Consider the following 15,592-nt stretch of genomic DNA (forward strand, 5'->3'; position numbering starts at 1 on the left):
TTATTGAAGGGAGATTACAAATAATAACGCTTTTTTATCGTACTATTGATAAATCTGTTCTAAATAACCGTCTAACCTGCATGTAAAATCTAATTAATTCGATTCATACTCTCTTTCACCCATTTAATAAATGCCCTTATTTTAGGATTACGCTGGTTACTTCCGGTAATAATATAGTAACGCTGTTTGCAAGTTGCAACCATATCCGGGAACGGGATAATCAATTCACCCGACTCAATGTATTTTTTAATGATATGATGCCGTCCCATTGCAATACCGGTATGATTCATAGCTGCGGTTAACGCCAAATCAGAACGGTCAAATAACATCATCGGAATCGAATAAAAATCATAATTTAGATTAAATTGTCGCTGCCATGTCTCCCATTCATCAAAGTTTGAATCATAACCCCATGCTTGATAATCGTGTAATAAAAAACAGTGTTTAAGGTTATCAAAGTGATCATTTAAATTATATCTCTCTGCATACTTTGCACTACAAACAGGGGTAATCGATTCATGCATTAAATGGTAACAATTTAAATCCTTATGTTCTAAATCATCATAATAGATCGCCAGATCAATGCGATGCTGGTTAAAATTAATCATTTCATTACCTGTTAAAATATTGACCGTGATATACGGGTGTTTGGTAATGAATTCTGAGATTCTAGGCACCAGCCAGCCTTGAGCAAAAGTCGGTCTGGCATAAATCGTTAATTGGCCGGCTAACTCCTGACTTTTGATTTCTAAAATCTCTTTATTTAACTGAGCCAAAGATTTTTTTAGAATATTAAATAGATTTTCACCGTCATTGGTTAATTTAATACGCCGATGTGACCGAATAAACAGTTTAAAACCTAACTCCTCCTCCAGCTTATTAATTTGATGACTAACAGCACTCGGACTAATACATAACTCATCAGCTGCTTGAATAAAAGAACAGTAACGCGCGGCTGCTTCAAAAGTGTGAAACTTTGCTAATTGATAACGTGAAACCAATCGATTAGTTGTAAAAATGCGATCATCATCAAACATTACTCTCTCCTTTCTGAAAAATTCCGTTATTAAACTATAAATATTGCTGAAAACATATCCAATTGATCACAAATTATTAATTTCATGATACAAATCACATCTTTAACTGAAACTAGTTCATGCTAACGTGATTATTAATCATTTGTCAGTTTGGGATGCTTAAAATCTAATACTCACTCACTCTTTACTATACAAGGAAAACATGATGGATTCACAATTTTGGGTTTTAGGTGTTTTAGTAACAAGTATTTTGTTAATTGTAATTAGTATCGTCAAATGTAAACTTCATCCTTTTTTAGCCTTATTATTATCCAGTTTTTATGTGGGTGCTTTAATGGGAATGAAACCACTAACAATGATATCATCGATTCAAGATGGCATCGGTGGCACGCTGGGTTTTTTAGCTGCCGTCATCGGTTTAGGAACAATTTTAGGTAAAATGATGGAGATTTCCGGTGCCGCAGAGCGCATTGGGATCACCCTACAAAAATGCCGTTGGTTATCCCCTGATGTCATTATGGTGTTAGTCGGTTTAATCTGTGGTATCACTCTATTTGTTGAGGTTGGGGTTGTATTACTTATCCCGTTAGCATTCTCAATAGCTAAAAAAACCAAAACCTCGTTATTATTGTTAGCCATCCCTTTATGTACTGCGTTAATGGCAGTGCACTGCATTGTACCACCACACCCTGCTGCATTATATGTCACCAATGCATTAGGCGCGGATATTGGTAGTGTGATTATTTATGGTTTAATTATCGGATTAATTGCGTCATTAGCGGGCGGTCCGATTTTTTTACGAATGATTAAAAATAAAATTCCCTTCAAAGCTGTACCGGAACAATTTTCCGATTTAAAAGTGCGAACTGAAGATGAGTTACCTTCATTAGGCGCAACCCTGTTTACCGTATTGCTGCCTATTATTCTTATGTTGATTAAAACCACCGCTGAATTAAATATGGACAAAACCAGCACCGTCTACTCCATACTTGAATTTATCGGTAATCCAATTACCGCTATGTTTATTGCTGCATTTGTCGCCTATTATATTCTAGGTATTAAGCGCCATATGAGCATGGCAACATTATTGACAAAAACAGAAGATTGTTTTTCATCTATTGCCAATATTCTGTTAATTATTGGGGCTGGCGGCGCATTTAATGGTATCTTAAAAGCCAGCGGATTAAGTGATAGTTTAGCGGGCATTTTATCACATCTGGATATGCACCCTATTTTATTAGCCTGGTTAGTCGCCATTATCTTACATGCCGCTGTAGGCTCAGCGACAGTTGCCATGATGGGGGCAACGGCTATTGTTTCGCCAATGATGTCGATGTATCCCGGTATCAGTCCGGAGATTATCACATTAGCTATTGGATCTGGCGCTATTGGTTGTACGATTGTCACTGACTCACTATTTTGGCTCGTCAAACAATATTGCGGAGCAACAATGAGCGAAATTTTCAAGTATTACACAACAGCCACCTTTATTGCATCAATTGTTGCACTAATAGGCACTTTCGTGTTATCTAATTTTATTTAATGATTCAACAACAAGGAGCGTATATGAGTCAAATCGATACGAAAGCACTAGTTAATGATAAACCACTAGTAGATAAACTGATCAAACTTCAACCATGCAGTTGGTTCAATCCCAACATAACCACATTGGACATTGCCTTACCTTACGTCGGGCTTGATCAATCGGATATTACTGATGCCAGCGAACGGCTTAAACGCTTTGCACCTTATCTTGCTTTAGCTTTTCCGGAAACCGCAGCAACACAAGGGATTATTGAATCGCCTGTTGTTGAAATTGCCAATATGAAAAAAGCAATGGAAGAGCGTTATAAAACCAATTTTGCCGGTCAGCTATTTTTAAAAAAAGACAGCCATTTACCTATTTCGGGGTCGATTAAAGCACGAGGGGGCATTTATGAAGTGTTAACCCATGCTGAAAAATTGGCAATAGAAAATGGTTTACTCACTAAAAACGATGACTATAGCAAGTTGTTCTCTGATGATTTCAAACAGTTTTTTAGTCAATACAGTATTGCAGTCGGTTCAACCGGTAATCTTGGCTTATCTATTGGTATTATGAGTGCCAAATTAGGGTTTAAAGTCAGTGTTCATATGTCAGCCGATGCCCGTGAATGGAAAAAACAGAAATTACGATCACACGGGGTTAACGTTGTCGAATATGAACAAGATTATGGCGTAGCTGTTGAACAAGGGCGAAAAGCGGCACAATCCGATCCTAAATGTTTCTTTATTGATGATGAAAATTCAACAACACTATTTTTAGGCTATTCGGTTGCCGGAGAACGATTAAAACAACAGTTCGATCATATGGGTATTAAAGTCGATAAACAGCATCCGTTATTTGTCTATCTGCCTTGTGGCGTTGGTGGTGGACCGGGCGGTGTTGCTTTTGGGCTAAAAATGGCATTTGGTGATAATGTTCATTGTATTTTTGCCGAACCAACCCACTCGCCTTGTATGTTATTAGGTGTCTATACCGGTCTGCACGATGAAATCGCGGTACAAGATATCGGCATTGATAATCTTACAGCAGCGGACGGCTTAGCAGTTGGACGAGCTTCAGGATTTGTCGGTAGAGCGATGGAACGTCTGTTAGACGGCTATTATACGCTGTCAGATCAGGACATGTATGATCTATTGGCATTACTTGATAAAACTGAACATATTCAACTTGAACCTTCAGCACTGGCCGGAATGTTAGGGCCAATTGTGGTAACAAGCGATGCGCCATACTTAGAGCGTATGCAATTTACCGCTGAACAGTTGCAAAATGCAACCCACCTTGTTTGGGCAACCGGCGGTGGAATGGTACCAAGTGAAGAGATGCAAAAATATTTGCAAGCGGGAAGAAGTTAAAACTTCCCTTACTGACAAATATCACCTTGATATTTGTCAGTAAATCACAAATCTAAAACAAATAATTAAAGTGCGCCGACAATTGGATGCGCTACATAAAGCTCTTCAAGATAGGTTATCTCGTCATCGGATAATGATACCGACAAAGCTCCGACAGCATCATCAAGATATTGTGTTTTTGTGGCACCAACAATTGGTGACGTCACTCCTTTGGCAAATTGCCATGCTAAAGCAATTTGCGTCATAGTGACATGATGTTTTTCGGCAAGTTCCTGCACTCTTTGCACAATTTTTATATCGGCGCTCTCCATTCCGTCATATTTGGCGATAGCGGTTTGATCTGTTTGGCTACGTAACGTATCGGTATGCCATTGCGAGCGTGCCAACCTACCCGCAGCTAAAGGACTATACGGCGTTAATGAAACATTAAATTGTTTACAAATCGGAATCAATTCACGCTCGTCTTCACGATATAATAAATTATAGTGATTTTGCATCGACACAAACTTGGTCCAGCCGTTTTTTTCAGCGGCAAGTTGCAGATTAAAAAATTGATAGCCATACATAGCGGATGCGCCTAAAGCTCTTACTTTCCCGGCTTTAACCAGCTTGTGCAATGCTTCCATGGTCTCTTCAATTGGCGTACTATAGTCAAAACGGTGAATAATATACAAATCAATATAATCGGTACCTAGTCTTTTTAACGAGCCTTCAATCTCTTTTTCAATCGCGCCCTTAGATAAATGGCCTTCATTAAAATAGACTTTAGTGGCTAAAACCACCTTATCTCGCTGGATATTTCTCTTAATTGCTCGACCTACATATTCTTCACTGGTGCCGGCCGAGTAGGTGTTTGCGGTATCAAAAAAATTAATGCCTAAATCAAGTGCATGCTTAATAATTGTTTCACTCTCATCCGGATTGAGCGTCCAAGCGTGCATTTTACTGGCTGGATCGCCAAAACTCATGCAACCCAAACAAAAACGTGAAACTTTAATATCGGTATTGCCTAGTTTTACATAATCCATAATATCCTCTCTTTAACTGCGACATGATGATCTAAAGACCTATTTTGCGATCGGCACATAGCCCTTAGCTGATAAAATCATTGTAATCACAATATTGATTGAGATAAATAAGTGATTGATTTATAGTATCATGAATAATATTCATCAATATACTGCATATGTATAACTTTAATGAGTTAAATTACTTTATCACAATCGCCAAAGCCGGGAGCTTTGTCAAAGCGGCAAAATCCCTAGGCGTCTCTTCCTCCGCCCTCTCCCATAGTATGCAGAGTCTTGAAAGTCGTTTAAATCTTCGTTTATTTAATCGAACAACAAGAAGCATGTCGTTAACCGAAGCAGGTGATCAACTCTATAAGCAAATCGCCCCATTATTTCATTCCATTAATAACGAAGTTAACGCCTTATCTGACTTTCTAAGTACACCTTCGGGAACAATTAAAATTAATGCGTCCAGTCTGGCAACGCAAACAATTCTTTACCCCAAACTGCGCCATATATTAAAACGTTATCCACAAGTTAAAATTGAAATTCAATCTGATAATAATTGGGCGGATATTGTTAAACAAGGATATGATATGGGGTGTCGGATCGGCAATGATCTACCTAAAGAGATGATAGCAGTAAAAATCTCTGATCCATTAAAAATGGCACTGGTAGCAAGCCCGATTTACCTCAAAAATAAAACATTACCGGAAAAAATAAGCGATTTAGATCATCACCAGCTAATCGGATTAAGAATCTCTGCCCAGCATGCTAGCGAATTGACCTGGGAATTTATCGAAAATGGTAAAATCGTCAATTATCAGCCAACCTCTCAATTCACTACCAATAATCATATACGCAAACAAGCAGCCTTAGATGCGCTAGGCATCACGTGGATCGGCCGCCTTGAAGTTGAAGAAGAACTCGCTAATGGAACCTTAATCGAACTTTTACCCAAATTTGCCATAACCTATGAACCTTTTTATATCTACTACTCAAGCCGTAAAGGTCACTCAAACGTTTTCAAATTGGTGGTAGAGGCATTAAAATCCCCCTGACAGGTAACCAATTTCAATCATTCTTCTAGTCTTTATTTTGGATAAAATTTTATTAAATCTAAAGAATATTTAACAATTACTCCCTATTCGCTTTTGAGATAAGTACTTAAGATTGGGGTGTAAAAACTGAGTATTTGCTATTAGGTTTAATAATTAAGAAGTGCGTTATTTGGCGGTTCGATAAAAGAGAGATAATTTATTACATTGGTTTATTTGATGTTTAAGTGGTGCCAGTGGTCGGACTCGAACCGACACGCTTTTAAGGGCGGCGGATTTTGAATCCGCTGCGTCTACCAATTTCGCCACACTGGCATTAAGAAGTGTAAATAAGTAAACGTTGGCATTATACTAAGCTTTGCGATATCTGCAACAGATATTATCGTTAAGCCTTCTGGTTGCCTAAAATTTCAGCTACCATTTGCGTTTCCATGCCGGTAATTTTTTAAGAATGACATAAGCGGTCTGTTTTGCCACCGGATAAATGATATTGTGCTCTTTTGCATAACGTAATGTGACTTCCTGCCATTTTTCATCAAACGTTTTCATCGTCCCGTCTTGATGAGCGCAATGTTTACAATAATTTTTGGAGATATCGTGTAAAGGATAATCGCCGATTGATGTCATTGGCATACCGCAGGCAATACACATTTTCATAATTTAATCCCAATTCACCAAGTGAAAGAAACACATACGGATAACAAAATCCTACTCCGAGTTTAACAGGATTACAAGATGAGTTTAGCAGGATGATAACAGTTTAAAAGTTCAGCTCCATTTGTGGCGTCGTAGATGTGGATTGTTGCTGGCGTTGTTGCTGTATTAGCAAATAGCGACGCCTTAATGCTCGCTGTTTGCATAAACGTAACACGTCTTGTTTTTGACTATTAGATAGCTTTAACCAGTTAAACCGCTCTGCTCTTGATCGATAGCAAGTTAAACAATAGCCTTGCTTATCGGTCTCACAAACACGCTTACAAGGGCTTTGAATATCAAAAAACTCAATCTGATCCAATTTTTACCACATCCTTTTAGGGTGCTGTATAGATGCTTAATGCGCCTTTAACCCTAAAGCTTTACTGAGTACTTTAAAACAATCATCACAATCATGCGCAGCTGCGTGTAATAACGTTTGAGTTGGCGCATGAATCAGTTTATTGGTTAATCGATGCGAAAATTCGGCAAATACCTCATCGATATTCGCACCCTGTTTAATAGCGTTACGAGCCTTGAGTTCTAACTCTCGCTTGATATTTTCGGCATTACGTCGATACTGTACGATATAATCAACCGCTTCTCTGGCTTTTAACCATTCAAGAAAAATTTCCGCTTGCTGTTGAATAATAGCGTGGGCTTCTTTAGCGGCAATTGCACGTTGTTCAAGATTATTCTCAACCGTTTGTTGCAAATCATCAATAGTATAAAGATGAATAGGTTTGAGTTGATTGACTGTCGCTTCTATATCACGAGGCACCGCCAAATCGATAAATAGCATTTGCCGATAATCTCGAGCTTGTAATGCTTGTTTAACCATTGTTTGACTAATAATAGGTGATAAGCTCGCTGTCGAACTAATAACAATATCAACCTCGCTTAGCCGAGCTGCAATATCCGATAAAGCAATCATCTCAGCATCAACAATTGCGGTAAGTTTTAATGCATTTTCAACCGTGCGATTAGCAACAATGATATGATTGAAGTTATGGGGTTTTAAATAACGGGCAATAAGCTCAATAGTTTCCCCTGCCCCAACCAGCATAATATTTAAGCTTGAGGTATCAGTAAATAACTGGCGAGCAACTAAACAGGCAGCATAAGCAACCGATGCGGTATTGGCACCAATATTGGTTTGACTACGCACAATTTTGGCAACATGAAATATCGATTGAAACAGTTTAGTTAATTTGACCGATAAGCAATTTTGTTGCTGTGAATAGTGATAAGCTTGCTTAACCTGACCTAAAATCTGCGGCTCACCAATAATCATCGAATCGATACCACAGGCAACTGACATTAAATGTTCAACGGCTTGTTGCCCTTCATGCCAATAAAATGAATCTCGATAATGACTGATATCAAAATGATGAAATTGCGCTAACCAGTTTTCAACAGACTGTTTAAGCCGTAAATAGTCAGTTTGATGCTCATAACTTAAGTAAATTTCAGTTCGGTTACAAGTCGATAAAATAACACAGCCTTCCACTAAAGGATGTTGGTAAAGACTAGATAACGCTTGTTCGACTAATTCATTAGGAAAAGCCAATTTTTCCCTTAAAGCTAGTGGCGCTGTTTTATGATTAACACCTAATATTGTAATTGACATTGCAATGCTTCTTATTTTAAATTTTTTATTAGAAATAATTATTTTATTAAGCGTTCTTTGGGTTTGTATTATACATAAAAAAAATATAAAGGTTAATTTACAGTTAGATTTTCTTATTCGCTCATTTATCAGTTATAATCATCCTACCCTAGCCTAAACTAACTAAAGAGCTGACTTATGTTTAATAAAATAAAATATGTGCTTGTTATAAGCTTGCCATTGCTAATTACAGCTTGTCAAACGACCAAATATCAAACTACGGCATCATCACAGCAACAATGGCAGATGCATCAACAAGAACTTAAACAAATTACCGCTTTTCAAGTTAAAGGTAGCATAGCCCATATCGGCGAAAAAAACCGCAGCTATGGACGTTTCTTAATCACACAACAATCACCTAATCGTTACGAAATTAGATTAACCACACCGATTGGTACCAATATTTTAACGCTCAGAGCCGAGCCTGATTATGCTCAACTGACTGATAGTGACGGTGGACGTTATGATGATAGAAACGTTGAAAGTTTAATGAGAAGAGTGACTAACGTGAACATTCCGCTTGAGTCATTACACAATTGGTTGAAAGGTTATTCTGATGATCCAAATGCCGATAAATTAGATAATTTGGGTAGATTAGCCGCCACTTCATTTATGCAAAACAATAATAAATGGGCGCTTAAAATTACCAATTATGATACCTATACCTATCACAACAAAAAGATTGATTTACCGGCAACAATTGAACTTACCCATAAAGATGATCTTGTTCGCCTAAAAATCAGCAACTGGACTTTACAATAACGGATAAACCTAATGAAACACTGGTTGTCACCTGCTAAATTGAATTTATTTTTATATATCACTGGTCGTCGTGCTGATAATTACCATAATTTACAAACGCTGTTTCAATTTATTGATTATTGCGACAGCTTAACATTTAACGTTACGGCATGTGATGAGATCAAATTATTAACACCATTTGATCACGTCCCTGCCGATAAAAATTTAATTACCATTGCCGCACAGCGATTAAAAAATTATAGCAATCGGCAGGAATTAGGTGTCGAGATAAGTATTGATAAAAAAATACCAATGGGTGGCGGCCTTGGCGGTGCATCATCCAATGCAGCCACCGTGCTAGTTGCATTAAATCATTTATGGCAACTTAATCTATCAACACAAACATTAATGGAAATCGGGCGTCAAATTGGCGCTGATGTACCGATTTTCATTTACGGACATGCTGCTTTTGCCGAAGGAATTGGCGATCAGTTCCAACGTGTTGATATTGCCGAACATTGGTATTTAGTCAGTTACCCAAATATTGAAGTGTCAACGATAGAGGTATTCAACGATCCTAAGCTGACTCGTGATACACCTTGTCGAACGATTGATGAGCTTCTTTCAATACCCTTTGATAAACTCAGTAATGATTGTGAAAAAGTGGTACGTCAACGTTATCCCAACATTGATGAGTTAATCCATTACCTTTCACAATTTGCCCCTACCCGACTAACCGGCACAGGCGCATGTGTTTTTAGTCAATGCCAATCAAAAGATCATGCTTTGGCATTACAGGCTAAACTTAATAACACCATGTCGGTGAGTAGTTTTATTGCAAGATCATTAAATCATTCGCCTTTGTACCAATCATGAAATCTAACCTTAAGGTGCTCAGTTAAAGCGACTTAAGGTTTATCAAAATTTTTTGCAATTACTATGATTGATTAATTAACCGCATCGCTAGGAATTATAAATAGATGCCCGTTATAGTATTCAACACAGTATAGCCCTTCATAACTGTGATAACCTTGCTCAGCTAATTTCGCTTTTAGCCAATCTTCATCTTTTCCTAAATCTTTAAGTACATCATCTAACGGCTCTTCGTTTTCCAGCACGATTGATGCTATTCCTTTATCGCCTTTTTTAATGACCGACAGTTGCCCATTAGGCTCTAAAATCGCCTTTTCAACTTCGTGTATGGTAAATATGTTTTTCATCCTTAATAAAACGGCAAAACTCGACATGTCTAAATTGACCGCCGCAAATTCATTTAATTTAATTTTGCCTTTATCCATTAATACTATGGGATTACCGACAATAAAGGCTTTGGCATTTTGACTTTTCTTTTTTAAATAGTTGGAAACATACATAATCGTTGTCCACATCAGTAGCACAACCAAAAAATCAAATATCGTTAATTTAGGGTTGTAGATGATGCCGCCAGCAATACCACCCAAAATCATATTACCGATAAAATCAATGCTGGACATTTGAGATAACGATGTTTTACCAGTGATTTTAAGAAATAAAATGATACAAATAAACACGACAAATAATTTCACTGCAATAATTAAGAAATCGTAATAATTCATTTTAGTCTTACTCCAATAGTATTGATAAAACATCAAACAAGTTATAGGGTTATAAAAACAAATGAATAGAACTAAAAACAGCACAGCAGCGAAAGTGACGCTTTTAAGAAAAAATTGACACGATTAATGGTTTAAATGTATTTCGCCCATTTGCGAAATGCCAATGTTGAACACATCTAAAATACCACATAATCTGTTTATTCAATACCACCTGTATTCGGCTGGATCTATTACAGATGATAGTTTAAAGCCAGCAGACTACAGTAACGAACAGCAACGAACCGCAACGCTTAAAGAGCGTGACAAATCTAACCCGATCAAAACCGTTATCGCCTAGTACCGATAACCCAGTCCATGTGCGGTTTTGATTAAAGTTGGATTGAGTGGATCGATTTCTATTTGCTTACGTAACTTAGAAATATGTTGATCTAACGTTCGGCTATTGGGTGAATAATCATAGCCCCATACATAATCAAACAACATATCGCGAGTGACAACCTGATTTTTATGTTGATATAAGCACTCTAAGATTTTTACTTCACGCAATGAAAGCTCAATAACTTGATCATTTCGTTTGGCACAAAGTTCGGTTGGGTAAACCCATAAATCACCAAAAATAAAAAATGGGCTGGATGTTTGATTAGAAGAGAGTTGAGATTTAAGATAACGTTTGGCAATGGCTTTGATTCTTGCTCTGAGTTCGTGGATACCAAAAGGCTTACTCATGTAATCATCGGCACCCAATTCTAAACCAATCACCCGATCAATCTCTTCATCTTTGGCCGATAAAAATAAAATGGGGACATCATCATTAGCTTTGCGAATCTCACGGCAAACAGAGTAACCGTCTAAGTCCGGCATCATAATATCTAAAATAACAAAATCGGGCGGGTTTTTACTAAATAGCTCAAGAGCGATTGTACCATTGGAAGCCTCAATAACGGTGTAGCCTTCCTGCTCTAAAAGATCGGTCATCCCCTTTCGGATATATTGATCATCTTCGACAATTAAAATTTTCATTTTGACTCCATTAAGATTAATGAAAACGCAACGCCTGGTTTCTCATTAGTCACTTTGATACTACCATTGAGCTGTTGGGCTAATTGATTTGCAATAGTTAAACCAATACCAGTGCCCGAAACGCCTTCGGTAATTGAAGAGTTAATTCGATAAAAAGGCTTAAAAATCTTTTTTAATTGATTATTAGCAATACCATTACCATAATCTCGAACGGTAATAATGGCTTTGTGATTTTGTTCAGTCAGAATTAAATCAACTTTTTGGCCATTTGAAGCATATTTCTCAGCGTTACTTAAAAAGTTGCTGATGATCTGTATCACGCTGTCTTGATCCGTATTCATCATAAAATCATAATGAACATCACAAATTAAATTCAGTTCTAAAGACTTGGTTTCCAAAACCGGCCTAAAGGTGAAATAAATTTGCTTTACAAGCTGAGTGATATTGACGGGTTTAATATTGAGTTTAGCTGGCTTATTAAAATTGAGCACATTTTGTACTAATCTTGTCAACCGATTACTTTCACTGGTGATCACATCCAAATAATCCGGTACCGGTTGGACTTCATCAATTAATCGCTCTTTGAGCATTTCAGAATAGAGAGAGATATTGGTTAATGGTGTTTTAAATTCGTGAGACACTTGCCCGACAAAGCTAACTTGTTGTTTTGCCAAACGTAATGTTTGGGTATATTCGCGATAACAATAGAGAGCAAGTCCTAAAATTATCAGAATAAATAAAACAATAACACTGACACCAAAAATATAGATATTGGTTAAATTTGCTGATTGATAATAATAAGTTAATTGCCAATTTTGTAACGGATAATCTAATGAGATCACAATTTCATTAGGGTACTTTTCCCCGTTATTGTAAATCTGCTTTTCATCATTAGATAAATTAAAGCTATCGTTCATTGCCTTTTCATCTAACAGATTGATCACATCTAATGATAATTTAATATTAGAAAGTTCAAAACCGATAATGGTATCTGACTGGATTGACCAATAAACTAGGTAATTATAGGCTTGATACCAACCTGTGCTCGAACGGTGCTGTTCATTTTGAGTATTATGGTTAAATAAAATCGAGTTATCATATCCAATAGATTCAACTAATTGAGACCATTGTTTATCTGTATCATTGCTTAAATATTTAATAACACCATGGTCAATCACAAAAATATTTTTTACATCAGTTTGGATTTGTAACAATTTATCTATATTTGATTCATCATATAATAATATGTCAGACAGACTATTAAAATAGGTCGATCGCTGGGTTAACAGCGATCCAATTAAAGACTTTATATTTTCTGCACGGCTTTGTGCTAACAACTTCTCCTGATTTTCGCGTTTTATTACTTCGTGTTCTAGCGTGCGCCAACCAAGATAGCTAAAAGCCATAATAAATATACAAAGAGATAGGATCGCTGTTAATTTTTTCATAAGTTATTTTTCGATTTTATTTTGTCTCGATTGAAATTGTTTTTCGACCATTTTCTTACGAGCAACTTTTGCATCATCCTTTTCGATTGCATCAGCTAAAGCCTGATTAATACCCATTTGTGCTTTCATCTTTTCGCTAGCTTCGGGAGCGATACCCATGTATCGCATTGATTCTTCTGAAAGCTTCTCTGCAGAAACAGTTAATAGTGATTTAGCTTCTTCCGCTTTTCCTTGATTATACAGTGCCACCGCTTCGTCATTTGCCAGAATAACTTTTTGTATTTCACTTTCAGCAATAATATTTGGATCAACCGCTTTATCTACCACATCTTGTTTATTGGTATAAGCAATATTGACGGTCTGATTTTCTTTTTCTACTTTCTTATTAAGTAAGTCATTATACGAAAATTCGATATTTGCTAAAGTTTTATTTTCGCCAGCTTTTCCTTTTGGTGGAATAACTTCTAATAATACATACCTTTCTTGATTTGCATATAGCTGGTTCATTTTAATAATCACTTTATTACCTTTAATGATACCATCTCGACCCATTAAACGAACAGGTTTTGTGCCATCTTTAAGATTAATGGTAATAACGATATCTTGCGCTACAGTGGACATGACATCTTTAAATTCCCGAACAAATACATTTTCAAGTTTGGAAGTATCATCAACAAATACATGATTACCGTCGCTGTAACTGGCAATTGAAGACATCAGTTGTTCATTATAGTCATCGCCAATACCAAAAGTACTAATGGCAATATTCTTTTTAGCCGCCACAATCGCCAATTCAGATAATTCCGATACAGAAGATGGCCCTATATTAGCTTGTCCGTCCGAAAGGAGGATGATACGGTTAACATTATCCCGTGAAAGTTGTTTAGAAACCTGATTTATCCCTTTACTTACACCGGCAAATAAGGCAGTACCGCCATTTGCAACCAGATTTTTTTCAATTAAACTTATTATTTTTTGTTTATTTTTGACTTTGGTCGAAGACAGAATAACTTCAGCATTAGTATTATAAGCAATAATTGATAAAGTATCGTCCTCATTTAACATATTGACAGCTAAAATAGCGGCTTCTTTCGCTTTTTTGATACGTTCGCCTGACATCGAGCCTGAACGATCAATGACAATTGCCAAATTGATAGGTACACGTCCGGTCGGTTCATTTTTTTCACCAATTAACGATATTCTCAGATAATTCTTTTCTTCACCATTCTCCAGAATAATTGGCTGAGCAAGTTCAGACTGAACTTGAATTCGAGGTTTAACCAAATCGGTAGCCTGACTCATAAAGCTCAATAGGGTAAATCCTACAGCAGTTATTAGTTTAATCATTTTCATTGTTTCATCCCTTTGTGAAAAGTTTATTTAATTATCCAACTTTTGCCAATCAAAATGTCTAATGCATGTATTTATATGTAAAAGTATGTAAAAACAATTACGAGTTTGAAAATAGACCTTTAAACAGGATTGAGGAATAGAATTCCTTTAAAATTTACAGGTTAATATAACAGCAATTGCCTTATTTAACCAACATGTCATTTTTTGTTTATTGCCAGCTTAAAGAGCAAAGGTATATAATAAAAAATTAGCAACTCTTATAGAGAACATATAGAGAATCTTGAATATGACTCAGTTACAAGAAAAACTTGAACTTATCAGAAACAGCATCATCACTATTCCCGATTATCCTAAACCAGGGATTTTATTTCGTGATATTACCAGCTTACTTGAAGACCCTATTGCATTTAAAACCGCTGTTGAATTACTGATTGACCACTATCGAGATAAAAAAATCGATAAAGTTGTCGGCACCGAAGCCCGTGGATTTATCTTTGCCGCCCCTATCGCCTTAGCATTAGGCGTAGGATTTGTACCAGTTAGAAAACCGCATAAGTTACCGCGTCACGTATTTAGCGAAGCGTACCAACTGGAATACGGCACTGATACCCTCGAAATGCATTGCGATGCTATCAAACCTAACGAACGAGTATTAATCATTGATGATCTGCTAGCAACTGGTGGTACTGTTGCTGCAACCGCCAAACTAATTGAAAAAGCAGGAGGCATCGCTCAAGATGCGGCTTTTGTGATTAATTTACCGGATCTGCATGGTAAAACAAAATTAACCGATTTAGGTATTAACTGTTTTACTCTTATCGACTTTCATGGTGAATAACCGACTAAACGGGGGTGAAGCTATCGCCCTCGCACCACCAAAATCAGCATAAAAGCCATGGTTAAGGCTTTACTCATAACTAACGAAATTACTACCATTCTTTAACAGTTCATTAACATATTGCCTTTCCCTTTTCTTTTTTCAAAAGATAATCATCACTTTATCGCTGACCCCAAATCATACATACGCAATCCCCGCATCACAATATAAATGCATAAAAAAGCACATTAAT

General features: G+C 36.8%; 16 protein-coding genes and 1 tRNA gene. 7 read left to right on the top strand and 10 right to left on the bottom strand.

Annotated features, from left to right (window positions below):
• Positions 1-89 precede the first annotated feature (89 nt).
• Positions 90-1,037, bottom strand: coding sequence for a DNA-binding transcriptional regulator DsdC (dsdC, locus tag J3U37_RS08065; protein WP_220219550.1), 948 nt, complete (start codon positions 1,035-1,037; stop codon positions 90-92).
• Between the two features lie 205 nt (positions 1,038-1,242).
• Here dsdC and dsdX point away from each other — a divergent pair, with 205 nt between their 5' ends.
• Together dsdX and dsdA are read left to right on the top strand one after the other, a co-directional pair.
• The gene (dsdX, locus tag J3U37_RS08070; RefSeq protein WP_267374231.1) at positions 1,243-2,580 is read left to right on the top strand and encodes a D-serine transporter DsdX; all 1,338 of its coding nucleotides are present in this window, start codon (positions 1,243-1,245) and stop codon (positions 2,578-2,580) included.
• 23 nt (positions 2,581-2,603) lie between these two features.
• Positions 2,604-3,935 carry a D-serine ammonia-lyase gene (gene dsdA, locus J3U37_RS08075; protein ID WP_267374234.1) on the top strand — a complete coding sequence of 444 codons (1,332 nt, stop codon included), beginning with the start codon at positions 2,604-2,606 and terminating at the stop codon, positions 3,933-3,935.
• Between the two features lie 65 nt (positions 3,936-4,000).
• Here the strand turns inward: dsdA and J3U37_RS08080 are convergent, their stop codons facing one another.
• Positions 4,001-4,963 carry an aldo/keto reductase gene (locus J3U37_RS08080; protein WP_220219547.1) on the bottom strand — a complete coding sequence of 321 codons (963 nt, stop codon included), beginning with the start codon at positions 4,961-4,963 and terminating at the stop codon, positions 4,001-4,003.
• Between the two features lie 158 nt (positions 4,964-5,121).
• Between J3U37_RS08080 and J3U37_RS08085 the strand changes: the two genes are divergently transcribed.
• The gene (locus J3U37_RS08085; protein WP_267374238.1) at positions 5,122-6,006 is read left to right on the top strand and encodes a LysR family transcriptional regulator; all 885 of its coding nucleotides are present in this window, start codon (positions 5,122-5,124) and stop codon (positions 6,004-6,006) included.
• A gap of 225 nt (positions 6,007-6,231) precedes the next feature.
• On the opposite strand, the gene J3U37_RS08090 is transcribed toward J3U37_RS08085, so the two are convergent.
• The 4 genes from J3U37_RS08090 to hemA form a co-directional block, all read right to left on the bottom strand.
• Positions 6,232-6,318: transfer RNA gene (locus J3U37_RS08090), tRNA-Leu, on the bottom strand.
• A 99-nt stretch (positions 6,319-6,417) separates the two neighbouring features.
• Positions 6,418-6,660, bottom strand: coding sequence for a zinc ribbon domain-containing protein (locus J3U37_RS08095; RefSeq protein WP_220219543.1), 243 nt, complete (start codon positions 6,658-6,660; stop codon positions 6,418-6,420).
• A gap of 103 nt (positions 6,661-6,763) precedes the next feature.
• Entirely contained in the window at positions 6,764-7,018 is a 255-nt protein-coding gene (locus tag J3U37_RS08100; protein WP_220219542.1) for a DUF1289 domain-containing protein, read from the bottom strand.
• Positions 7,019-7,054: 36 nt separating this feature from the next.
• Positions 7,055-8,326, bottom strand: coding sequence for a glutamyl-tRNA reductase (hemA, locus tag J3U37_RS08105; RefSeq protein ID WP_267374241.1), 1,272 nt, complete (start codon positions 8,324-8,326; stop codon positions 7,055-7,057).
• A gap of 177 nt (positions 8,327-8,503) precedes the next feature.
• Here hemA and lolB point away from each other — a divergent pair, with 177 nt between their 5' ends.
• Complete coding sequence (gene lolB / locus J3U37_RS08110) at positions 8,504-9,127, top strand: lipoprotein insertase outer membrane protein LolB (RefSeq protein ID WP_220219540.1); 624 nt, start codon at positions 8,504-8,506, stop codon at positions 9,125-9,127.
• A gap of 12 nt (positions 9,128-9,139) precedes the next feature.
• Positions 9,140-9,982: a 4-(cytidine 5'-diphospho)-2-C-methyl-D-erythritol kinase gene (ispE, locus tag J3U37_RS08115; RefSeq protein ID WP_267374243.1), complete on the top strand. Its 843-nt coding sequence runs from the start codon at positions 9,140-9,142 to the stop codon at positions 9,980-9,982.
• A gap of 71 nt (positions 9,983-10,053) precedes the next feature.
• Here the strand turns inward: ispE and J3U37_RS08120 are convergent, their stop codons facing one another.
• Positions 10,054-10,701, bottom strand: coding sequence for a DUF421 domain-containing protein (locus J3U37_RS08120; protein WP_220219538.1), 648 nt, complete (start codon positions 10,699-10,701; stop codon positions 10,054-10,056).
• A 163-nt stretch (positions 10,702-10,864) separates the two neighbouring features.
• Between J3U37_RS08120 and J3U37_RS08125 the strand changes: the two genes are divergently transcribed.
• Complete coding sequence (locus J3U37_RS08125; protein ID WP_267374246.1) at positions 10,865-11,038, top strand: hypothetical protein; 174 nt, start codon at positions 10,865-10,867, stop codon at positions 11,036-11,038.
• Here the strand turns inward: J3U37_RS08125 and J3U37_RS08130 are convergent.
• From J3U37_RS08130 to J3U37_RS08140, 3 genes are read right to left on the bottom strand one after another with little or no spacing between them, the layout of a single operon-like run.
• The gene (locus J3U37_RS08130) at positions 11,035-11,721 is read right to left on the bottom strand and encodes a response regulator transcription factor (RefSeq protein WP_220219537.1); all 687 of its coding nucleotides are present in this window, start codon (positions 11,719-11,721) and stop codon (positions 11,035-11,037) included. The genes J3U37_RS08125 and J3U37_RS08130 overlap by 4 nt on opposite strands.
• On the bottom strand, positions 11,718-13,169 hold the full coding sequence (locus J3U37_RS08135) for a sensor histidine kinase (protein WP_267329367.1): 1,452 nt from the start codon (positions 13,167-13,169) through the stop codon (positions 11,718-11,720). Before J3U37_RS08135 ends, J3U37_RS08130 begins: the two co-directional genes overlap by 4 nt.
• A gap of 3 nt (positions 13,170-13,172) precedes the next feature.
• Positions 13,173-14,522: a vWA domain-containing protein gene (locus J3U37_RS08140; RefSeq protein ID WP_220219535.1), complete on the bottom strand. Its 1,350-nt coding sequence runs from the start codon at positions 14,520-14,522 to the stop codon at positions 13,173-13,175.
• Between the two features lie 286 nt (positions 14,523-14,808).
• On the opposite strand from J3U37_RS08140, the gene apt reads away from it, so the two are divergent.
• Positions 14,809-15,360 carry an adenine phosphoribosyltransferase gene (gene apt, locus J3U37_RS08145; RefSeq protein ID WP_220219534.1) on the top strand — a complete coding sequence of 184 codons (552 nt, stop codon included), beginning with the start codon at positions 14,809-14,811 and terminating at the stop codon, positions 15,358-15,360.
• The last annotated feature ends 232 nt before the right edge of the window (positions 15,361-15,592 follow it).

Origin of the sequence: Gilliamella sp. B3172 (assembly GCF_026536465.1) — a bacterium.
In the GTDB taxonomy this organism is placed as follows: Bacteria; Pseudomonadota; Gammaproteobacteria; order Enterobacterales; family Orbaceae; genus Gilliamella.